Genomic DNA, 22,484 nt, shown 5'->3' on the forward strand with positions numbered 1-22,484 from the left:
ATCAGCCGGCCTTTTTCATCCCTTCAATCCATGTTTCTTTTTCATTTGATAAGGGCATTTTACCTATATGAGACTAAATGGGGTGATACTATGGACAAGATAAACGATTCAATTTTGCCTGCTGATTTTTATCAGCAGCCCACGCTTGAACTGGCGAAATCGCTTCTTGGCTGCCTGATCGTAAAAGAAACAGTGGAAGGAACCGCTTCTGGATTCATTGTTGAAACAGAGGCCTACATGGGACCTGGGGACAGGGCCGCACATAGTTTTGGAAATAGACGGACAAAACGGACGGAAGTGATGTTCGGAAATTCCGGTTTGATCTATACATACGTCATGCACACACATACACTGGTCAATGTCGTAAGCGGCGGACCTGAAAATCCGGAAGCCATATTAATTCGCGCGATTGAACCGTATTCAGGGCTCGAGTTAATGCATGAAAGACGCGGAATTGCCGATATTCGTAAATGGACCGATGGACCAGGGAAGCTAACAAAGGCACTAGGCATCACCATGGATGATTATGGCCGATCTTTTACCGATCCCCCGCTATATCTGGCTGCCGGAGAAAAGCCTGGCCACATATCCAGCGGTCCCCGCGTCGGAATCGACAACTCCGGGGAAGCAAAGGATTACCCTTGGCGTTTCTGGGTTACCGACAATCCATTTATATCCCGTAAGAACTTAATTAATAAAAGGGGACCAAAATAGTCTCCATGATGTTATTCCCCTCTAAGCGAACATTGTAATTCTGTGTATGTTACACAACTTAGAGGGGATTTTGCTTTGTCGGTAAGCATCCCGAAATCCATATCAAGTATCGTATATGAAAGTATTATGAATATAGCTAATGACAGCCCTAGCCTCAAAAGGAACAAGACTTTAATTGAAGTTTAATTTCTGCCAAACTTATACATTAGATTATTCAAGTCCCCTCAATATCCCATAATTCAATTCCCATAATTTCCTTACCCATTCATCTTCCAGCCTATTTCCCCAGTAATAATAAATTGACTTCCTTCTATTACGAACCTAATATAGTTAAGTCAGCAATATGGAAGGTGGTTTATGATGAACGTTCAGGCCCTTTTGCAAATGAATACAATTTTTATTAGTATCCTAATTGAATCCCTTCCCTTCATTTTACTGGGAGTCCTTATATCTGGAATCATCCAAATTTTTGTGTCGGAAGAGATGATTGCAAAAATCATTCCGAAAAATCCGATCTTATCTGTTCTATCCGCAATAGGTGCAGGAGTCTTTTTTCTTGCCTGCGAGTGCGGAATCGTCCCGATCACCCGCCGTTTGATCGCTAAAGGGGTTCCTCTTTCAGCGGCCATTGCCTTTATGCTTTCTGCACCCATTCTCAATCCGATCGTCCTGTTTTCCACCTATATAGCGTTTGGCAATAGCTGGAGCATGGTTTTCTATCGTGGCGGAATTGCATTCGCGGTCGTCCTGATCATTGCATTCATCCTGTCTTTTCAATTTAAGACAAATCAGCTTAAACAGGAACATATCGAACATATACATCACCATAAACTTACATTTAATGACAAAATAACGGGGATGTTCAAACATTCGATTGAAGAGTTCTTTTCTGTTGGAAAATACTTAATCATTGGTGCATTGCTGGCGGCTGCCATTCAAACCTTTTTGAAAACATCCCTATTGCTTGAAATCGGTCAAGGAAAACTATCAGGGAATGCAGTCATGATGGCTTTATCCTATGTCATGTCCTTGTGTTCCCAAGCGGACGCCTTTGTTGCAAGTTCTTTTAGAAGTACCTTCTCTCCCTCTTCACTAGTTGCTTTTCTTGTATTTGGGGCCATGTTTGATATTAAAAATACGATCATGCTTTTAGGTACCTTCAAAACAAAATTCGTTTTATGTTTGATGGCCTATATATTTATTTCCGTCTTAGGCCTAACTTTATTGTTTATTTCTTAAAGAGGGTGTTTTATATGGGAAGATTATTCATATTACTTGGACTTACTTTTTTATTCATGCATTTACACGCCTCAGGGAATATATCGAAATACATTAATATGGAATATTCATATGTTTCACAGATTGCTATCTATATACTGGCAATATTCACTTTAATGGGATCTTACTTATATTTTAAGGAAGGTAATCAAGAAGAAGGTGTTGATTGTCAGTGCGGACATGATCACTCCCGGGAAAATAAGAAATGGAAAAGGAACCTTACTTACTTCCTATACTTCATTCCCATTTTAACCGGTCTCTTTTTGCCTGTTGCCACTATGGACTCCAATATTGTAGAAAAAAAAGGTTTTCATTTCCCTGTATATGAAGACTCGGATGAATATAGCCAGCATCAATTCCTGCAGCCGGATACGAGTCTTTATTATGGCAAGGATGACTATTTAACTTTAATGGATAACTCTCTCAAAGGACTGGTCGATCGTGATAGTCTCCAATTAACAGATGAAAACTATCTAAACGATTTAGAAGCCATCTATTACTCTCCTGGAAAGTTCACTGGCAAACAAATAACGTTAACCGGATTTTCGTACAATTCAGATGAGCTAGCCAAAAACCAGGTATTCCTGTTTCGTTTTGGGGTCATTCACTGTGTCGCTGACTCTGGGGTATTCGGTATGTTAATCGAATTTCCTGAAGGAATGCATCCTAAAAATGATGAGTGGTATTCCGTGACAGGTGAATTGGAATCCATTTATTATCAGCCATTCAAGAAAACCATTCCCCTGCTCAAAGTATCATCACATAGTAAAATCGCTGAACCGGATGATCCCTACGTTTATAGACAATATTAAAAAAATGAATCATGGAAAGGTAAGGATATGCCATCCTTACCTTTCTTTTTAATCACCTAAAACCTCCATTTTTATGAAATGCCCTTTTTATCCAGTTATGCGAAATTACAGTATGGCCCTCTTACACTCCACCTAAATCCCATAAATGCCCATTTACCTGTAGCAAGATTACCCGAAAAATGACGAAAAAGTTGAATTTTATTTATATGGGTCATGTTTTTTATATTCCATACCTTTATAATATAAATGCTAGATATTTTTTTACCACTTCAGGAGGAACTTTCCTAAATGAACAATTCTAAAAACTCTTTCATTCTTGCGGGGACCATTATAGGTACCCTAATCGCCGGCACTTCTGCTTATGCTGGTTCTTATCAAGTTAAATCAGGGGACACCCTGGATAAAATCTCTAAAGCCAATAATACAACTGTCCAGCACTTAAAATCTCAAAACCATTTGACTAGTAACCTTATTTTTCCCGGCCAAGTCTTGAAATTTAATACCCTTAACAACCATACAGATAAAAGTAAAGATAAAACCGAAAAATATGTGGTTAAACTTGGGGATTCTTTATCTAAAATTGCCAATAAATATAATGTATCCGTTAGTGCCCTGCTTAAATTAAACCCTAATATTTCTAGTTCGGACCGGATATATATTGGCCAAACCATCCGGGTTTCCGGACAAACGTCCGGATCCAGCTCTACGGCTAAAAATAGTTCAAATGCTACATATAAAGTCAAATCCGGGGATACCCTGGGCAAAATTGCCAGAGTCAATAATATGACTGTCCAACAATTAAAGTCTATGAATCATTTGACTAGCACTCTCATTTTTCCAGGTCAGGTCTTGAAGGTTAATGCCATTACCAGCAATCCGGATAAAGGTAAAAATACAACAGGCGTTTATGTCGTTAAATTAGGGGATTCCTTATCAACAATCGCTAAAAGATATAACCTTTCCCTTAGTGCCTTACTTAAAATAAACCCTAACATTTCCAATTCAGATCGTATTCGTATCGGCCAAACCATCCGGGTTTCAGGGAAGGCCTCGGTATCTGCAATTAATAAACCGTCCAAATCCAACAAGGCAGATCAAGTTTTGGCAGCTGGCGCTAAATACTTGGGAGCCAAGTATGTTTACGGTGCGAGCACTTCACGCACTGATGTATTTGATTGCTCTTCATTCACATTAAGAGCATTCCAAAGTGCAGGTATTTCCTTGCCTCGAAATTCAGTGGCCCAATCACACGTTGGTAAAGCTGTATCCTCAAAGGCCCTGCAAAAAGGGGATTTAGTATTTTTCGATACCAATAACGATGGAGTAATCAATCATGTAGGAATTTATGCCGGTAACGGTCAAATGCTGAATGCTTCGACATCTAAAGGTGTATCCTACGCTAACATTAACAATTCCTACTGGGGACCAAGCTTTGTGAAGGCAGTCCGAGTCCTAAACTAAATGATGGTGGCAGTATACGATAAAAAGCAAAAAAGCGTGTTTCGATAAATGATCATACACGCTTTTTTGCTTATGATAATGTTAACTAGCCGCCAACTGGTGTTATGGCTTATACCCCTTCTTTTTGAAGCCATCCTAACTCTCGCATTAAAATATGCTTATAATTCGTTAAAGTATTAAGTCTTTTTTTATAATTGATTTTACGATTAAAAATACTCAAAACACATTAAAATATACAAAATAAACTAAACCTTCACTAGTAAACCCAAATGTATAATAGATACTCGCAGCAATGATAAACACACCCGTTAAAAATATTTTATAATACCAATACTTACTCTTTATCAATAGGTAGAATAAAATATAAAGTTAAGCTAACCTTTTTTATCCTCTCTTTCCTCATACCTGGCGCATTAACCTTGCATTTCCACAATCGCCTAATTCAGTTGATTACTGATACGGAATCCTTCAAAGCTTGATAATTCCTTTCGTTGGCCTATTTCATCCTTCCTTGTCTTTCCTGCATTTCAACCTGCTTTCTATGGACTTTTTCTTCTATAAGCTCTATGAACATCTGATTATTGTTGAGATTTTCTTTATTAGACTCTATTAACCGCGCTAATGATACATTTTTACGCATTTTTTGGACCTCCTTCTCTACAGAAATTGCTAGCAGGAAAAAGAATGGTTTTCTCTGCTAAGGAAGAATACTTTTCCTATTACTTCATGATATTTTCATAATACTCTTAGTTTAAAAATTCTTGGTTTCAATTTTGAAATGACCGTTACCAATATTGGTATTGTCATTCTGGGTATATCCTGTTCACTTTTTCAACTTGCATTCTTGTCCATGATCGGGCCGTGCAGATATAAGTAAGTACATTATCTACATTTCCAACAAAAAAAGGCCTTCATCACAGAAGACCTTTTCAGAAAGTATACTAATAAGAAGAGTAAGTTTGCCTGAGCTTTTTTATTTCAAAAAAGTTCCAGTCGATTCCAGAAATCCGCTCCCTTTCCGCCGACTGTCTGCCAAGCCTCCTCGACGTAAACGTCTCCGGGGTCTCGGCTAGCCAGTTATTCGGCAGGAGTGTCGCAAATTTCTTCCATCCTTTAAGGATTAATGTAAAAAAAACTCAAGGATCACCTCGTCTTAAACTTGGTTCGGAATGAGCCTAGACTACGGTTTTTTCTTAAATTTGATTCCAGTCGATTCCAGAAATCCGCTCCCTTTCCGCCGACTGTCTGCCAAGCCTCCTCGACGTAAACGTCTCCGGGGTCTCGGCTAGCCAGTTACTCGGCAGGAGTGTCGCAAATTTCTTCCATCCTTTAAGGATTAATGTAAAAAAACTCAAGAATCACCGCGTCTTAAACTTTGTTCGGGATGAGCCTAGACTACGGTTTTTCTTAAATTTGATTTCAGTCGATTCCAGAAATCCGCTCCCTTTCCGCCGGCTTTCTGCCAAGCCTCCTCGACGTAAACGTCTCCGGGGTCTCGGCTAGCCAGTTATTCGGCAGGAGTGTCGCAAATTTCTTCCATCCTTTAAGGATTAATGTAAAAAAAACTCAAGGATCACCTCGTCTTAAACTTGGTTCGGGATGAGCCTAGACTACTACGGTTTTTCTTAAATTTGATTTCAGTCGATTCCAGAAATCCGCTCCCTTTCCGCCGGCTTTCTGCCAAGCCACCTCAAAGCAAGCGCCTGTGGCGTCTCGGCAAGCCAGTTATTCGGCATGAGTGTCGCAAATTTCTTCCATCCTTTAAGGATTAATGTAAAAAATCTCAAGGATTAATTACTTTAGTTTCTCTTGCTCTTCAAGGTACTGCCTTATTTTTTTCAAATAATCCGGTGCATCCATCTGATCTTTCACGACCAGTTCTATAAGGCAAAGTTTATCGGCGTTCATATCTTGGGCATTTGTAATGGCTTCATCCAGTTCACCATTCGTCTCGACTCTTGCTGTGAATGCCTCTTGACCAAATGCTTCAGCCAGTTTTGTATAATTCCACTCTGGTATCTCGTTGTATTTCTGTTTTTCTATATCGACTTTTACGTTTAAGAATTTTTCTATCGTATAGCCGTTATTGTTGAGGATAAACACGATGGGCTTACAGCCGTTCTCTAGCATCGAGCTTATTTCCTGTGCTGTCAGCTGTATCGATCCGTCCCCGGTAAACAAAAGGACACGCCGGTTTCTATCCGCTATACAAGCACCGAAAGCTGCAGGCGTCGCATAACCAATGCTTTGCCAGCCTCCCTGGGCTATGTAGGTCGCCCCTTTCGGCAATCTGACCTGTGACATGCCATAAGAGAAGGTTCCTGTTTCCGTGACCACAATGTCATTTTCCTTCAACATTCGCTGAATTCGAGGATAATAGGAAGTCGCTTTCAGTGGTGCAGATGGGTCTTCCACCATTGTGTCAAACGGAAACGAGATGTTTCCGACAGATTCGTTCTGACGGTAGCCAATGTCCTGGAGCGCTTTTAGTATTTCCTCCGCCTTGACATTCATATAGCTGGCTTCCCCCACTTTTAATGTGTCAGGTTGAATTTCCACCATTTTCAACGGGTTTAGCTTTGCTGTACCTTTGGAAGTATTGACGTCTGACCAAACAGTACCAACGGCTATGATCAAATCCGCTTCTTCAACAGTCTCAGTTACATCCTTACTTCCGAAAGCTCCGCCGTATACACCAATATACTGGGGATGACTCTCATCAAACCCGCTTTTCCCCTGCATCAATGAAGCAACTGGAACATTTAACCTCTCAGCGAGCTGCAGTACAGGTTTCTGCAAGTTATAACGAAGTGTTTTCACGTCGACAAGCAGAACGGCTTTATTTACATGTTCTAACATGCCTTTTATATGCTTCACTGCTGACTGCAAAGCATCGACATTCGTTTTTGTCATGTTTTCTGATGTCTTACCGAGAGAAAGCAATGGTTTTTCAACGAGATCGATAGCCACTACCAAATAAACGGGCTTTTTCTTTTCTTTCGCGATTTTGATTGCAGCCGGTATCTCCCTAGCCGCGTTTTCTGGTGTAAGTATTGCTGTATAACCGGTAATATGTTCATAAACCTTACGGAAAACATCAAAATCTCCATCCATTAACGTATGGTGGGCAAGCTCCTTTTCCTGCTGCATCATGGTCTTTGGCGAGCCGACAATATGGATGAGCGGCACATTTTCACTGTACGCTCCAGCGATTGCATTACATGCGCTCATTTCACCGACACCAAAGGTGGTTATCAGTGCCGACATGCCCTTCACCCGGGCATATGCGTCCGCTGCGTAACCAGCATTGAGTTCATTTCGTCCATTAATAAACTCAATCCCATCGTAATCTTCCAAAGTATCTAGCAATGAGAAATTATAGTCTCCAGGCACACCAAAAATCTCTGTAATGCCTTCTGCTTTTAAGCAGTCGTATAAATATTGTCCCAAGGTTGTGTTTTCAGCCAAGTCAATCACTCCTTCAATCGATTACTCTCTACTTTATTTATACCCAAACATAAGTAGGTTAACCGTATAAGTATCCATTTGCTTTAATGTGGGTGGCGTCTCTATTACTCTAGTTTTAGCTTGATGAATGAAGTGAGTGAGACTATCTCAGGCATGATTCTTATAAAAAATGATTCAATTCCAAATCGAAATATCTGAAAATTCTTGATTTCGCTTCTGTTTTTGATTTATATTTGAATCACCGGCACAGTGATAAGGGGGAAAATGATGAGTGATAACAACGTCAAAAGAGTTTTGGAATGCATTATCAACACATCCAATAATAATATTACCGTGACCGATGAAAAAGGATTCATTTTATTCACGAATCCTAACCATTGGTGGATATATGGAATCGAACCAGAACATTACCTTGGAAAATCCGTTTACCAGCTCGAAACGGAAGGAATCCTTTCACCTTCGATTTCCGCCATGGTATTGAAAGAGAAAACGCCTATCCAGATCATGCAGCAAACGAAGACGGGAAAAATCGTCATGTCGACTGCCTATCCCATCTTTGATGATGATGGTGAATTGATTCGTGTCGTCAGCTATGCCCAAGATCAAACTGAAATCAGGAACCTCCAGGATCAGTACGGTCAATTGGAGAAAAAGATTCAAGAATACCAATCGGAGGTCGAGGAACTAAGGGAACAGGAGGAGTTGATCTATCGCAGCAAGGAAATGCGGCAAATCGCCAAAACGATACACCGTGTTTCCAAAACGGATGCGACAGTCATGCTACTTGGGGAATCCGGTGTGGGAAAGAGCGTATTCGCCCGCCGGCTGCACAATCAGAGTTACCGCAGCAAAGAGCCATTCATCGAAGTCAACTGCAGTACCATCCCAGAAAGTCTCTTTGAATCCGAAATGTTTGGATATGAAGCGGGATCCTTCACCGGAGCGCAGAAGCAGGGGAAGCAAGGGCTGATCGAACAAGCAGATAACGGAACCTTATTTCTGGATGAAATCGGGGAGCTTCCCCTCGATATGCAAGTGAAGTTATTAAATGTCCTGCAAGAGAAGACCTTTAAAAGAGTGGGAGGAAAAAAAGAGCATAAAATTGATTTCCGGCTTGTGACGGCAACCAATCAAAACCTTGAGGAAATGGTGGAGAAGGGAACATTCAGGCTCGATTTGTATTATCGCTTAAATGTGATTCCCATCCAAATACCGCCGTTACGAGAAAGAAAAGAAGACATTGCCATCTTAATCAATCATAATCTCGAAATCATCAATAAGAAATACAAGTCGGATAAGAAATTGCACCCTTCCACTTACGAAATACTGATTCAGCATAAATGGTCAGGAAACGTGCGTGAATTGGAAAACCTGATTGAACGGCTCATTTTGACCTCGGAAGACTCCATCATTTTCCCAGGCTTTCTCCCCTCCCATTTCCATGGACAAGAATCTTTGGAGAAAATAGATGATACCCTAATGATCGACAATATGATGGTTGATGATAGTGATCTCAATACTGCTCTCGAACAAGTCGAAAAATGGATGTTGATGAAAGCGAGTAAACAATGCAAGTCCACATATGAAATGGCTAAATTCTTAGGTATCAGCCAGCCTTCCGTCGTCAGGAAAATGAAGAAATATAAAGATCATCTGCCTATTAAATAACAGCGGAATAGAAGAATGTTTCAATGCAGTATCCAATTTTTCACCTGTATAAAAAGGAGACCAGCGTTATCGAGGTCTCCTTTTTCTTACTTATTTGACACGCCCGCAGATTCAAATGTTGCCATTTCTTTAATGACCAATGTCGCCGCCTTGAGAATGGGGTATGATAGGGCAGCCCCTGTTCCTTCCCCGATTCTCATTCCCAGGTCGAGGATCGGTTCCTTGCCAAGCAGTTCTATGGCCGCTCTATGACCAGGTTCTGCAGATCGATGTCCAACAAACATATAATCGGCTGCACGTCCGGAAATCAGGTTTGCCAAAACAGCAGCCGTTGTTGTAATGAAACCATCAACAAGAATGGGTATACGGTTATTCGCTGCAGCAAGCATGGCCCCTGCCATACCTGCAATTTCGAATCCACCGATATTCATCAAAATGTTGATTGGATCATCAGGATTAGGATTTCTTAATGAAATCGCTTCTTCAATTATTCTTCGCTTATGTAAAATGCCTTCTGACTTCAATCCTGTTCCCTGCCCCACTAGTGATTCGACGCTTTTCCCGCTTATGATGGAGATGATTGCGGTACTGGATGTCGTATTTCCGATTCCCATTTCACCAAGAATCAGGCAGTTCACCCCACGGGCAATCATTTTCTCTGCACGGTCATACCCAATGTCAAGCGCTTGATTTACTTCTTCCTTTGTCATAGCCTCTTCCTTATAAAAGTTTCTAGTTCCATTACGGACTTTTCTGGAAGTTAACCCCGGTGCTTCGATATCTGCATCGATCCCTATATCGACAATGTCCAAGTAAGCATCTATCGCACGGCTTAATACATTGATGGCAGCACCGTCATTCAGGAAATTAAGTGCCATTTGTTCCGTCACTTCTTTTGGATACGCGGAAATGCCTTCTTCCGTAATTCCATGGTCGGCTGCAAACACGATCACCCCCGGTTTCGAAATGTCCGGAAATGCCTCCCCTGTCATCTTGGCCAGTTCAATTATCCATTCTTCCAGCCGTCCTAAGCTTCCCTGAGGAACCGTCAGCGAATCGACATGTCCTTTAACCTGACGTCCCATTTCTTCATCCAGCATCGGGATGGAAATGGCAGATAAACCATTCTTCATATTAATCCCCCACAATCCAAAATAAAAACCTTAACCATAGGAAAAGGTTCTTATCCATCATCTGCTATAAATACAACTTAGTCCATATCATTATCATCCAAACTTTCACTTATATTCACTGTGGTCGTTTCACTTCGGCACTCCCATTTCATTTAAAGGGTAGATGCGAAATTTCACCTTGCCCACAAGTGATTTTTCAGAAATAAAACCAAATCTTCTTCCATCCCAACTATTCCTTCGATTATCCCCCATGACAAACAAATGACCGACAGGTACCTTGGATTTCCCGAGTAAATCACTTAGGGTGAAATTCTCCGTCAGATTCTCTTCAGGTGGAATTTCTCCTTTTTTTGTATTCAAATATGGTTCTGTATACTTTTTCCCATTGATATATAAGACATCATCTTTCATTTCGACGCTGTCCCCTGGTAAACCGATCACCCTTTTTATATAATTCTCTTCCGCGTCCGGAGCATAAAATACGACCATATCGAAACGCTCCGGCTTTCCGATTTTAGCTACCACGATCCGGTCATCATTTTCATAAGTCGGCTCCATTGATTCACCTTTTACCGTGACTGGCGTAAATAAAAACTGTTGGCAAATGAACACGATCATTAAAGCGAATAAGATAGCTTTCAACCACGAAAACACTTCACTTTTCATATTCTTCACACGGACTCCCTCCCATCCATTGTCAACGGCTAAACCCACGATAATTGCTGTATTTTGGCTAGCAGCGCCAAAAAGAATTCATTAGCTTAATTTGCCGGTCGGTGATTTTTAGAGGAAACATTCCAAAGAAATATCTGGAAAAATTGTAACACATTCATTTATTGCTCGCGAGAATAAATGATTTTTCAGAGTCAATCTCAAACCATGAGAAAAAGGATAGCGATTTTAGCTATCCTTTTTCTTAGTTTGTTCCTCAGAATTTATTCCAAGTCAATATATCATCGAGTGGCAAACGGACTTTTTCAAAGCCTGCTTTAGTTCCTTTTCCAAGGGAAATCAACATGACAGGTTTGAAGTTTTCCGGTACATTGAACGCATCCACAAATTTGGCTTCATCGAACCCTCCCATTGGGACTGTATCGTATCCTTTTGCTTTTGCAGCCAACATGATCTGCATGGAAACCAAGCCACCGTCAATCATGGCTACGCTTAAAGCCTTCTCAGCGGAAAAGTTTCCGTAATTATGCAGAATAGAGGCTACATATGGCTCTTTGATTTCATTCTTCATGATCCCTTTATTGACTAATTCACCATAAATCCGTTCTGCACTTTTGTAACCTTCTATATCAGCTAAAACGGCAATGACAGCAGATGCATCGACGATTTGTTGTTGGTTATTTGCGATGGGTAGCAATTCTTGTTGGGTTTGCTTATCTTGAATCACAAGGAATCTCCATGGCTGTAAGTTGGAAGAAGACGGCGCTTGAATCGCAATCTCCAAGATTTCACGAATTTCCTCTTCAGTCATCACGTATTCAGCATCGTACTGACGAACAGATCTCCGTTCTTTTGCTACCGTAATGAAATCCGTATCATTAAGGACTTTCGGCTTTTCAAGCGGTACATTCAATTCTTTAGCTTTATTCAGGTACTCTTCTTTACTCATTATATTTTTTGTCATTGATAATGACCTCCATTTAACTGTAATTATTACAGGAACAGTATATAACGCATACTGTTCTTTTGTCAAATACAGTTTAAGAAAAACGAAACCCTGGCAGTTTCGTTTTTCAAATCAAGATTTTGAAAGTAAATCAGCAATCGTCTTTTGTTCCAAGCCTTGTATAATCCAGCTCTCCATCTCGTTTTTCAAGCCGCATAAAGCTTCGCGGGAAGATGGTTGAAAGCATTTTTTAGCATTCACATCAAGAAAGCCTTTTGAAAAAGGTTCGGATTTAATTGCAGAGTATATATCTGCAAGAATGATTTGTTCGGGATTTTTGGCAAGTGAATATCCCCCATCTCTTCCTTCCTTCGCTTGAATCAGCCCTGCCTTCACTAAATTACTTAATATTTTTCTAAGAAAACCTGACTCCGAATCAAGCTTAACGGCCAATTTATTACTATTGCATAATCCATCATGATCAGCAAGAACAAGCAGGGCTTGTACTGCAAGACTAAACCACATTATACTGGAAACCTTTTCTGCCATTTCTTTCACCTCTCTCCTCTACTTTAAACTATTTTTCATTGAATATACAACGTTACATCGAACAATCCTGCCTAAAAACCTCCTTATAAAACCATCCATCAGGGAAAGCTTGCAGCCCTTTTTGTTTCATAGCAGCGAAAGTAATGGAGAACACAAAAAGAATGGATATATTAGCATCCCACTTGGCCTATTTTATATAGTCTTACATTAAATGCATTTCACCATCTTCAAAAATAAATTGACAAAATTCTTGTCTTACAAATTATATGTTTTGGAATATGGTAAACTTACTTAATAGAATGGATGAGGAAGTGGATGAATGATGCTTAAAACAATAAATGAACAACTCGATAAAGTCATGCCTCTCATCACGCCGATAAGCGTGATTATTGGGGTATTATTGTCCGAACATCTAATGGATTACACCTTTCTTGTTCCATGGATATTTGCCTTCATTACATTTTCCGGGAGTTTAGGCTCTAACTTTAAATCTGTGCAACAGGCAGTCACCCACCCTTTACCCGTTTTCATCGTATTGATCATCCTTCATATGCTTATGCCAATTTGGGCTTTTGGCCTCGGTCATTTAGTGTTTCATGGTGATGCTTTCACAATTACCGGCCTAGTCCTCGCAGTAGTGATTCCAACCGGTGTCACCAGTATGATCTGGGTATCCATTTATAAGGGTAATGCCATACTTGCCCTAACCATCATCTTAATCGACACCCTACTCTCGCCATTCATCGTCCCTTACAGCATTTCCTTTTTAGGAGGCGGTTCGATCGAAATGGATTTGGGGTCGATAGTGAAAGGATTAATCGGAATGGTCGTTCTGCCCTCCATGCTTGCCATGTTCTTGAATCAGGCTACAAAAGGAAAGATACAATATTCACTATCTCCCCGATTAGCTCCATTCTCCAAGATAAGCGTTGGAATCGTAGTCATATTGAACAGTTCAAAAATAGCGCCTTTCTTAACCCATTTCGATAAGAAAATAATGATCATGGCCTTATTGGTTTTGTTCATAGCCGCTTCAGGTTATGCCCTTTCTTGGATGGTCGGTGCATGTTTAAGATGGGAAAAGGCGGATATCATCACCTTGACATTTACAGGCGGTATGCGAAACATCAGTGCTGGAGCCGTTCTTGCAACCACCTATTTCCCTGCTGCCGTTGCGGTACCCGTTGTACTTGGCATGCTGTTTCAACAAATGCTTGCCTCCTTTTTTGGGTATGTCATGGAAAGACATTTTCATCGTGATGTGATTGAAGAGCCATCCGCCGAATGATTATTTCCCAAGCATCCTTTTTCCCTTTCAATTACATTCCAATTATAATAGGGAAGTGGAACATATTTACATGATTATCCATTATAAAATCATTGGGGGTATTGGAGATGAAAGTTGTTGCCATAGTGGGAAGTATCCGTAAAGAGTCATACAACCTTAAGCTAGCCAAATATATTCAAACTAAATATCAAGATCGTTTTGATCTCGAAATCTTGAACATTCGGGATTTACCTTTTTATGATCAAGATATTGAAAATGATCCTCCATTGGTTGTAAAAGAATTTAAAAGCAAAGTGGCCGAAGCAGATGCAGTCTTGTGGGTAACACCTGAATACAACGGGACGATTCCAGGTGTATTGGGCAATGCAATTGATTGGTTATCACGTGTCGATAAAGTCTTGATCGGCAAACCATCATGGATCATGGGTGCGTCAATGGGGCAATTAGGGACGGTAAAAGCTCAATTGCATTTGCGTGAAATCTTATTCGCAATAGGCATCTCCTCCCCACTCCTTCCTGGGAATGAAGTATATGTTGGTGCAGTGCATGACAAAATCGATAACGAAGGCAGGCTTACACATGAGTCAACTGTCCAGTTTATCGATACGGTCGTCGATAATTTCATTAGCTGGTATAATCATCATACTCGTTAATGCTTTACACAAGTATCCCAGCAGGAATGATCCTGCTGGGATTCTTGTTGCATCATAAAAGAGGAATTAAACTCATTTCATCCTCTTCCCGCTTGGAATGCAGGGTATTTTGTCATTCCTCCGTCAGCGAATAGAGTGATGCCCGTTACATAACTGGATTCTGAAGATGCCAGCCATGCAGCAACCGCGGCAATTTCTTCAGGCTTTCCGATATAACCCATCGGAATCATGCTTTCAAGGTCCTTTTTCTTTTCGGGGTCTTCAAGCTTGTCGACATTTATTGGCGTGGCAATGGCTCCGGGACCAATGCTGTTCACGCGGATCCCTTTTGGTGCATATTCAAGAGCCAGGGTTTCCGTAAGCAGCTTCACCCCGCCCTTGCTAGCTGCATAGTGAACGAATAAAGGCCAGGGAATCATCTCATGTACACTGGACATGTTAATAACATTCCCTTTAATATCGTTCTCGACAAAATACTTGATAGCTTCGCGGCATCCTAAGAAATTCCCGGTTAAGTTAGTATTGATTACCCTATTCCAGTCGCTTAACGGCATCTCGTGAGATGGAACCGGATTTTCAATCCCTGCATTATTGATGAATATGTCGAGTTTCCCGAAGTTCTTTATCGCTGATTGAACAAGGTTAATAACATCTTCTTCAACGGTGACATCGCCTTTTACTGCAATGGCTTCCCCGCCATTTGTTTTGATTTCTTCCATTACACTATCCGCTTCCTCTGATTTAGTGCGATAATTAACCACGACCTTTGCCTTTTCCTTAGCAAAGCGAATGGCCATCGCTTTTCCTAAACCAGTGGATGATCCGGTAATAACAACTACCTTACCTTCTAAATCTGTATACATGTAATCACCCTCCAATTAACTTTTTGCCAATCCCAGCATAATCCCAGCTATGATGATCAAGATAATCCCAATTACAATTCCAATTAGTTGGCGCTTCGTTTTCTTTTCACGTAAAATGAAGATCCCGCCAAGGGTTGAGATGACTATGCCCATCTGCGAAAGTGAAAAACTAGTGGCCACTCCCACACGTGGCTGGGAAATGAATAAAAACATGTTCCCTGCAGCCCATATCAATCCCGGAATGATATTACGAATCGTATATTTGTTAAACGGTTTATGCTTAAAAGTCAATAACAGACCGCCTATTACCATCCCAATCGCTTGAGGGAACAACGCTGACCACCCGTCAACATCAAAAAGACGGGCCACGACCACATAAACCAAATAACCGAATGTCGAGATGAGGAGAATAACAATTCCTTTCTTCAAGTTTCCCGACTTGCCCTCTTTCGATTCTTTATCTTCCAAGGAGGTCAAGATGATTCCTATAATAATGAAGATCAATGCCAATACGCCTAAAATAATCGCCTTCATTGTAGACCATTCGTTAAAAACTATGACCCCGAATAAAGTGGTTGAAATGAGCTGCAATCCTGTTGAAATCGGCATTGTTTTAGAAACTCCCATTAAATCAATGCTCTTAAGCTGATTAGCTTGTCCAACGGCCCAAAACAATCCAGATACGACTCCGACACCAAACACCAAAAGTGACAGCTTAATATCGGCAAAAATATAAACACCAATTGAAAAAATCAAGGCTCCAATCGTTGTACCTAGTGTTTGACTATAGGGTCCACCCCCGAGTTTCACATTAAATAAAACGATGCTTCCCCAGAATAATGCCGGCAAGAGAGCTAATAGTATATCCATTTTCAACCCCCATATATGTAAGTACAAAACTAAGCAGGAAATTTCATTTTGTCTTCTTAATATGTTCGCATTATTTGAATTGACCCTTGGTAATTTTATGAAGTGTTTCCCTAAAAGAATTGTTCAACACAAAAAGAGCTGCAGAAGCAGCCCTTTTTAATGATACTGATTGATGCTATCCACCGTTGATGATGTCGCATGTCCATTTCCGAATCATCAGCGACTTTGAAATAATAACTTTCCCAAACAGCAGTCAATCGGATAATGATGATGGAGAAGGTTTTATATTAACATTAATTAAAGCTTTAAAAGAGGAAGTATCCCCACATCTTACTGCAAATCCTTTTTATTGTACGGGCTTCATAGTTACTGTGAGTAATGAATGTTCATACTCACATATCGGAAGCGTAAGTTATTGCTGAATTTTTTATAAAGATAAGAAAAAAAGCAAACCTTATGTAGGTCTGCTTCTTTTCTTAGTTAATGGAACTTACTTCTTCAAATGATAGGGCACTGTCGTAACAACCACATTTCTTCTATAAAGCAAGTAGGCCTTAATCAGTAAACTTGATTGGTTATGAAGTATATTGTGCCAGCCCTTCTTCGGAATGAATTGGGGGATGATCACCGTAACTTTATAGTTGGATTCACTAGCCTTATGTTCTACTGTGTCCACAAATTTAGTTAGTGGCTGTATGATACTCCTGTAATAAGAGTTTAGAGTCACAAGTCTAACATCTGGTTGCCACTTCTTCCATTTTTCTTCGAATTTCTTTTCATCTTCTCTTTCAAAAGCGACATAAACGGCAATGACCTGATGTGCAGATAGAGATTTTGCATAATTTAAAGAGTTCTCAACCACATGAGTTATACCCGCAACAGGTACAATGATGATATTTCCTTCGATTGGTAAGATCGGCTCACATGTTGTAATCCTTAGTTGGTCTCCAACTGCTTCATAATGCTTTCTGATTCGATGAAAAATTAAAATGATGATAGGTAAAAAAATCAAAACAGGCCAAACCTGAATAAATTTGGTTAAAAAGAATATCATCGTGACGATAAAGCTAATTATGGCACCAATTGAATTAATGGTTAATTTCATCATCCAGCCTTTTGGCTTTTCGCGAATCCATTTAACAATCATCCCGGTCTGGGATAACGTAAATGGGATGAATACACCAACCGCATAAAGCGGAATGAGATTTTCCGTATGTCCTTCAACTGCGACTATCAAGATGATGGATGCAAGTCCAAGTATGATAATTCCATTGGAATACCCTAAACGGTCCCCTCTGATCGTAAACGCCCTTGGTATGAATTTATCCTTCGCCAGATTTACCGCAAGCAAAGGGAAAGCCGAATATCCAGTATTTGCCGCAAGTATCAAGATCAATGCAGTTGTACCTTGAATGAAGAAATACATGAAATTCCGTCCAAAGATCTCTTCAGCAATCTGGGAGACGACCGTTACCTCTGCGCTAGGAACAATGCTTAAATAATAGGCTAAATATACGATTCCCGAAAACAAAACAGCTAGTAAGGAACCCATCGCTATTAATGTTTTCGCAGCATTATTCGGTGCTGGATCTTTAAAGTTCGGGATTGCATTGGAAATCGCTTCGACTCCTGTCAATGCGGAGCTTCCTGATGCAAATGCTCTTAGCAGTATAAATAAACTGATGCCGGCTACCGGAGTCCCGATTGACGCATGCAATTCCGGTGAGACTCCTCCCGTCAGAATTTTGTAAATTCCAACCCCAATCAAGATGAACAAGGCTAAAACGAATAGGTACACCGGATAGGCCAAGACAGATGCCGATTCCGTAACCCCCCTAAGGTTCAAGATAGTAAGTAGGATGACGAAAATAATGGCTATGAGGACATTATAATCATGCAGGCCGGGAAAAGCGGACGTGATGGCATCCGTACCAGCGGAAACACTTACCGCGACAGTTAATATATAATCGACCAATAAGGATCCTCCAGCTATCAACCCTGGATTGACACCTAAATTGTTTTTTGAAACCACATAGGCTCCCCCGCCATGTGGATAAGCGAAAATGATTTGTCTGTAGGACAAAATCAAAGCGGTTAACAGGATCAATACTCCAATCGCGATAGGGATTGAATACCAGAATGCCGCAGCACCGACCGTGATCAGGACAATCAATATTTGCTCCGGCCCATATGCAACCGAAGACAATGCATCTGAAGATAATATCGCCAACGCCTTTGTTTTATTAAGCTTTTGTTCACCAAGTGCATTTGATTTTAAAGGTCTCCCGATCAAGAACCTCTTTATAGAAGATAACATCAAGAATTCACCACCATGTAATTTATAAGTTTATATTTCCCAGCTGTCGCAAAAAAACGAGACGAAACACAAAAATGCCTACAAGTCATAGCTAAATAGACCTGTAGACATCAATTTTTTTGTCTAACAAGCTCCACCTTCCTTCTCATATAACGCTTACGAGGTTAGCTGACGGATTCGGACCTAAGAGTAGCCCTACCTTTTAAAGGATTCACCCCTTGGATTGTTAAAGACAATCCCAATAACGGGTCCCCCGCACCATAAGGCTTAAGCGATTTAGAAATATGAAACTGTTGATTATCATACTCCCGTGAAATGGAAAAGTAAATGAAAATTTTGCACAGAAATAGAATTATTATTTATAAGCGAGGTTTTATTCTTGACTTATATAACAAAAGTCATGCAAACACATGATTCGATGGTAGGAAAGAAGGAAAGTAAACGTCTGAAAGGAGGATATTCAAGAAGACAATGAACAAAAGATAGATTCCCCAAAAGGAAAAATGAAGTAACGTGGTGGATTAAGTAAAACAGATCTGCCCCAGCTTGGATAGTCATAAAATCAGAATTTCGCTTTCCGATTCCATTTTTAATTCCCGTCCATTCGGGGGCATTATTCCACTGATCTACGCCAATTAGTTCCTTCCTTCTTGAATTGGCCTCAAATTGCTTTTTTTAAAGACAAAGTATTTCTGGCCAAGATAGTTAAGCACTGTATAAAAGATTGTTCCTATCAGAACAGCCAAATTTTGTTGTATGGATAAATGAACGGTTCCTTCCAGTGATTCTGCAATGGCTTGGCCTATAGAATAAGCGGCGGAATAACAAATCAGGATGACGCAAAAGAAACGGGCAACTCCTCGCCGCCATTCTATATCGCTTTTAAAGGTAAAAGTCCTGTTCAAAAGAAAACTCGTTACAGCTCCCGTACCATTGCCGATAAAGGTGGAGATCCAGTAAGATAATTCAAGAGCATTCATGAGAAAAAGCATGATGGAAAGTCCAACCGCTGTATTGACTATTCCAACCAATAAAAAGCGGATAAAGGAGTTAGTTTGTTTTAGATAGTTTTTCAATACTGTTCCGTTCATTGTCTAGTTGCTCCCGTTTTTTTAAATCGAGCGGATTAAATAGATCAAGATCAACAATATATTTAGGCCGGCGTTTGGATTCATTATAGATTTTTCCGATATACTCCCCAATCAACCCTACAGCAATCAACTGTAGTCCACCGATCAACCATATGGAGGTGATCAATGAGGTCCAGCCAGTTTCGGTCTGCCCATAAAATTTCAACCATAAAAAGTAAGACCCAAAGAGTAAGCTAATGAAAAAGGAAAGACATCCTAGCCATAATACAAGCCGGATCGGTGTAACTGAAAAGGAAGTAATGCCATCAAGTGCAAAAGCAACCATCTTCTTAAATGGATATTTCGTTTCCCCGGCCAATCTTTCTTTACGGTCATAATAAACAGAGTCCGTCTTAAACCCAATGAGCGGGACAATCCCCCGTAAAAAAAGATTCGTTTCATCAAAGCGTTCCAACTCCATGATCGCCCTCTTGCTCATTAGCCGGAAATCGGCATGATTATAGACAAGGTTAACCCCCATCTTGTTCATCAATTTATAAAAACCTGTTGCAGATGTTCGTTTAAAGAATGAATCAAGGTCTCTTTTCTGGCGGACACCATATACGATTTCACATCCTTCATTGAATTTACGAATGAATTCCGGGATGACTTGAATATCATCCTGTAAATCTGCATCAATGGAAATCACACAATCTGAGGCTTCCTTGGCTGTAAACAACCCAGCCAGAAGTGCATTTTGATGTCCAGCATTCCGGGAAAGCTTTAGCCCGCGAACATATTCATTATTAATCGTTTCTTTGTAAATGATCTTCCAAGTTTGATCCTTGCTCCCATCATCGACAAACAAAATTTTACTTTGACCGGAAACAACGTTTTCATCGACCAACCCCCTCATCAATCCACAAAGCTGGGAAATGGTTTCCTGCAAAACGCTTTCTTCGTTATAACAAGGTACAACAATCGTTACAATCGGTGAATTCATTCTATTCCCCCCTTTTCACATGACTCTGTATAAATGAATTTTCCATACGCTTCCTTTTTTAGTGAAAACCCTATCCAGCACCAATCCGTTTTCCTTCGCGTTGTTGATTGGGATGGCAGAAAATATATACGTTCCGCCTAATCCTTTAAACGCATCCATGTTGAGGTCCAAATTTTTCAGCTCTTTCTTCGAGCCTTTCTTGAACATATAATGCTTCCCAAGCTCATCGGTAAATAGGTAACAACGTCCTCCCCATTCATCAAAATAGATTCTGATGTTTTTATTCTTAGCCAATTCGTTTTCAATTATTTGACGAAATTGATGTTTGTAAGAAAGCGGATAAAAATTGTTATAGCTATCGAGCGTGTAAAATCCATTATATTGAGCGATTGCGGGATGCAGCCCAATGCTGGCAACACGATATTCTTCTTGTGGACGGTCAATATGATCTTTTATTTCCTGAAAAAGGCTTTCTGAATAGAACTCTTTAAAAGTTGGCTTTTCATTGTGAGTGATTTCCTCATTGAAACCGATTAAAATCAGTATTTGAACGGCGATGAAAATAGAAAGGGTTTTCTTAGCATAGTCGCTGTATTCCCAAATGATTTTTATCGCAAGGGCAAACCCCAAGTAAATGATCATCGGCCTTAAAAAGTGAAATCTGGCAAAGTTAAAAGTATCCAGTGTGTGGAACCTTTCCGTTAAAGGAAGCCAGCCTTTATAAAACCAAAATGCGTACCACGCTGAGAGCATGAAATTCAAGCCGAATAAAAAAACATATACCTTTTCCTGTCTCCACAATTTTTTTGTCAGAATAATATAAAGAGCAAAGACTGTAATCGGCAGGATGATAAGCGCATGTACAGTCATGACATGCGTATGTCCAAGAACGAAATTTTTGAAAGTAAGCTTAATGACCCAATCGAGCGGCAGCCTTGCGTGAAAATATTCATCTCTGCTGTTTGGCTCCGAATCAAAAATGAATGAAGCGACCAAACGATACTCCACCAAACCAAAAATGACGGTCATATAAACGATTGAAAGAAGAAACGTTATATTCCATCCTTTTCCCCTGATTACATCCGTTAGCCAAAGAAAGCCCATTGCAACAAGGAAAAAGAAAAAGCCAAGCACGATGCTTGAATAAAGCGGTAAAAGTGTAAGGACCAAATAATTCTTCCAAGAATGATCCTTGCTGCGGATATTCAAAAAAGCCCAAAGGGCTAAAGGCATCCCAAGTGTACTGAGCATTCCCGATGGCCAAAATGGGGTAAGGGCAAAGGCTAAGGATGTTCCAACCCTAATCCAACCTAATTGTCTTCCTGTAACCAAATGTTCCTTCAATAAGATATACATACCAAAGAATGCAATAAACCTTGTTAATGCCTGGCTTATTGCATATGCGACCATTGTCGGAAAAAGAGCATGAAGCCACACGATAATACTGAACTCACTGCCAAAAGCATTACGGGGCAGCCCATTCATAATCTGAGGAATTCTGGCGTCAATTGCACCGTATAACTCACCGCTTTCTGAAAGGACTTTATACCAGGCAAGGTTAGAATCCAAATTATCATGTACGCGAATATGCGCATTTTCTCCAAGGATGATTAAGGGCGAAAGATATAAAACAATGACGAGTAAGGCAAAAAGGATTTGTTTTCTCTCTTTATTTTCAATTGGCAAAATATCCACCTCTTGATTAAATTCATCTATCCA

At 40.3% G+C, this 22,484-nt stretch carries 21 protein-coding genes and 1 riboswitch; of the genes, 7 read left to right on the top strand and 14 right to left on the bottom strand.

All coding sequences use genetic code 11. From position 1 onward, the window contains the following. Nucleotides 1-90 precede the first annotated feature (90 nt). The 4 genes from AC2YHV_RS13835 to AC2YHV_RS13850 all read left to right on the top strand — a co-directional run bounded on the left by AC2YHV_RS13835 (nucleotide 91) and on the right by AC2YHV_RS13850 (nucleotide 4,265). Nucleotides 91-714 (top strand): DNA-3-methyladenine glycosylase, encoded by a 624-nt coding sequence (locus AC2YHV_RS13835; RefSeq protein ID WP_487373421.1) that lies wholly within the window; start codon nucleotides 91-93, stop codon nucleotides 712-714. A 357-nt stretch (nucleotides 715-1,071) separates the two neighbouring features. Then, on the top strand, nucleotides 1,072-1,953 hold the full coding sequence (locus tag AC2YHV_RS13840; protein ID WP_222620109.1) for a permease: 882 nt from the start codon (nucleotides 1,072-1,074) through the stop codon (nucleotides 1,951-1,953). 14 nt (nucleotides 1,954-1,967) lie between these two features. Beyond that, the gene (locus AC2YHV_RS13845) at nucleotides 1,968-2,804 is read left to right on the top strand and encodes a TIGR03943 family putative permease subunit (RefSeq protein WP_063577236.1); all 837 of its coding nucleotides are present in this window, start codon (nucleotides 1,968-1,970) and stop codon (nucleotides 2,802-2,804) included. Nucleotides 2,805-3,092: 288 nt separating this feature from the next. Next, on the top strand, nucleotides 3,093-4,265 hold the full coding sequence (locus AC2YHV_RS13850; protein WP_268564692.1) for a C40 family peptidase: 1,173 nt from the start codon (nucleotides 3,093-3,095) through the stop codon (nucleotides 4,263-4,265). Between the two features lie 496 nt (nucleotides 4,266-4,761). Here the strand turns inward: AC2YHV_RS13850 and AC2YHV_RS13855 are convergent, their stop codons facing one another. The 4 genes from AC2YHV_RS13855 to AC2YHV_RS13870 form a co-directional block, all read right to left on the bottom strand. Further along, nucleotides 4,762-4,905 (bottom strand): hypothetical protein, encoded by a 144-nt coding sequence (locus tag AC2YHV_RS13855; RefSeq protein ID WP_156500379.1) that lies wholly within the window; start codon nucleotides 4,903-4,905, stop codon nucleotides 4,762-4,764. Nucleotides 4,906-5,458: 553 nt separating this feature from the next. Next, complete coding sequence (locus AC2YHV_RS13860; protein ID WP_487373422.1) at nucleotides 5,459-5,620, bottom strand: hypothetical protein; 162 nt, start codon at nucleotides 5,618-5,620, stop codon at nucleotides 5,459-5,461. 282 nt (nucleotides 5,621-5,902) lie between these two features. Then, the gene (locus AC2YHV_RS13865) at nucleotides 5,903-6,052 is read right to left on the bottom strand and encodes a hypothetical protein (protein WP_487373423.1); all 150 of its coding nucleotides are present in this window, start codon (nucleotides 6,050-6,052) and stop codon (nucleotides 5,903-5,905) included. Nucleotides 6,053-6,059: 7 nt separating this feature from the next. Then, nucleotides 6,060-7,733, bottom strand: coding sequence for an alpha-keto acid decarboxylase family protein (locus AC2YHV_RS13870; RefSeq protein ID WP_487373424.1), 1,674 nt, complete (start codon nucleotides 7,731-7,733; stop codon nucleotides 6,060-6,062). 264 nt (nucleotides 7,734-7,997) lie between these two features. Here AC2YHV_RS13870 and AC2YHV_RS13875 point away from each other — a divergent pair, with 264 nt between their 5' ends. Further along, nucleotides 7,998-9,401: a sigma-54 interaction domain-containing protein gene (locus tag AC2YHV_RS13875; RefSeq protein WP_054397515.1), complete on the top strand. Its 1,404-nt coding sequence runs from the start codon at nucleotides 7,998-8,000 to the stop codon at nucleotides 9,399-9,401. Nucleotides 9,402-9,487: 86 nt separating this feature from the next. On the opposite strand, the gene cobT is transcribed toward AC2YHV_RS13875, so the two are convergent. From cobT to AC2YHV_RS13895, 4 genes are all read right to left on the bottom strand, one after another. Then, on the bottom strand, nucleotides 9,488-10,534 hold the full coding sequence (gene cobT / locus AC2YHV_RS13880) for a nicotinate-nucleotide--dimethylbenzimidazole phosphoribosyltransferase (protein WP_098864976.1): 1,047 nt from the start codon (nucleotides 10,532-10,534) through the stop codon (nucleotides 9,488-9,490). A 129-nt stretch (nucleotides 10,535-10,663) separates the two neighbouring features. Continuing rightward, complete coding sequence (gene lepB, locus AC2YHV_RS13885) at nucleotides 10,664-11,200, bottom strand: signal peptidase I (RefSeq protein WP_034315582.1); 537 nt, start codon at nucleotides 11,198-11,200, stop codon at nucleotides 10,664-10,666. Between the two features lie 262 nt (nucleotides 11,201-11,462). Further along, nucleotides 11,463-12,170, bottom strand: coding sequence for a nitroreductase family protein (locus AC2YHV_RS13890; RefSeq protein ID WP_487373425.1), 708 nt, complete (start codon nucleotides 12,168-12,170; stop codon nucleotides 11,463-11,465). A gap of 114 nt (nucleotides 12,171-12,284) precedes the next feature. Further along, nucleotides 12,285-12,701, bottom strand: coding sequence for an RrF2 family transcriptional regulator (locus AC2YHV_RS13895; RefSeq protein WP_057275636.1), 417 nt, complete (start codon nucleotides 12,699-12,701; stop codon nucleotides 12,285-12,287). A gap of 319 nt (nucleotides 12,702-13,020) precedes the next feature. Here AC2YHV_RS13895 and AC2YHV_RS13900 point away from each other — a divergent pair, with 319 nt between their 5' ends. Further along, nucleotides 13,021-13,989: a bile acid:sodium symporter family protein gene (locus AC2YHV_RS13900; RefSeq protein WP_487373426.1), complete on the top strand. Its 969-nt coding sequence runs from the start codon at nucleotides 13,021-13,023 to the stop codon at nucleotides 13,987-13,989. A gap of 107 nt (nucleotides 13,990-14,096) precedes the next feature. Continuing rightward, nucleotides 14,097-14,642: an NADPH-dependent FMN reductase gene (locus AC2YHV_RS13905; RefSeq protein ID WP_057275635.1), complete on the top strand. Its 546-nt coding sequence runs from the start codon at nucleotides 14,097-14,099 to the stop codon at nucleotides 14,640-14,642. Nucleotides 14,643-14,719: 77 nt separating this feature from the next. Here AC2YHV_RS13905 and AC2YHV_RS13910 read toward each other — a convergent pair whose 3' ends face one another. The 6 genes from AC2YHV_RS13910 to AC2YHV_RS13935 form a co-directional block, all read right to left on the bottom strand. Next, nucleotides 14,720-15,505: a glucose 1-dehydrogenase gene (locus AC2YHV_RS13910; RefSeq protein WP_487373427.1), complete on the bottom strand. Its 786-nt coding sequence runs from the start codon at nucleotides 15,503-15,505 to the stop codon at nucleotides 14,720-14,722. A gap of 15 nt (nucleotides 15,506-15,520) precedes the next feature. After that, entirely contained in the window at nucleotides 15,521-16,375 is an 855-nt protein-coding gene (locus tag AC2YHV_RS13915) for a RhaT/GlcU family sugar-proton symporter (RefSeq protein ID WP_034315121.1), read from the bottom strand. Nucleotides 16,376-16,865: 490 nt separating this feature from the next. Continuing rightward, nucleotides 16,866-18,692: an APC family permease gene (locus AC2YHV_RS13920; protein ID WP_098864973.1), complete on the bottom strand. Its 1,827-nt coding sequence runs from the start codon at nucleotides 18,690-18,692 to the stop codon at nucleotides 16,866-16,868. A gap of 137 nt (nucleotides 18,693-18,829) precedes the next feature. Continuing rightward, nucleotides 18,830-18,976: riboswitch (cyclic di-AMP (ydaO/yuaA leader) on the bottom strand. Between the two features lie 351 nt (nucleotides 18,977-19,327). Then, nucleotides 19,328-19,783: a GtrA family protein gene (locus AC2YHV_RS13925; protein WP_057275632.1), complete on the bottom strand. Its 456-nt coding sequence runs from the start codon at nucleotides 19,781-19,783 to the stop codon at nucleotides 19,328-19,330. Continuing rightward, nucleotides 19,743-20,765: a glycosyltransferase family 2 protein gene (locus AC2YHV_RS13930; protein WP_034315136.1), complete on the bottom strand. Its 1,023-nt coding sequence runs from the start codon at nucleotides 20,763-20,765 to the stop codon at nucleotides 19,743-19,745. The genes AC2YHV_RS13925 and AC2YHV_RS13930 overlap by 41 nt, the downstream gene beginning before the upstream one ends. Before the next feature lie 15 nt (nucleotides 20,766-20,780). Continuing rightward, complete coding sequence (locus AC2YHV_RS13935; protein WP_487373428.1) at nucleotides 20,781-22,451, bottom strand: DUF6044 family protein; 1,671 nt, start codon at nucleotides 22,449-22,451, stop codon at nucleotides 20,781-20,783. Nucleotides 22,452-22,484: the final 33 nt, after the last annotated feature.

The organism is Peribacillus sp. SRI_006, assembly GCF_057586375.1.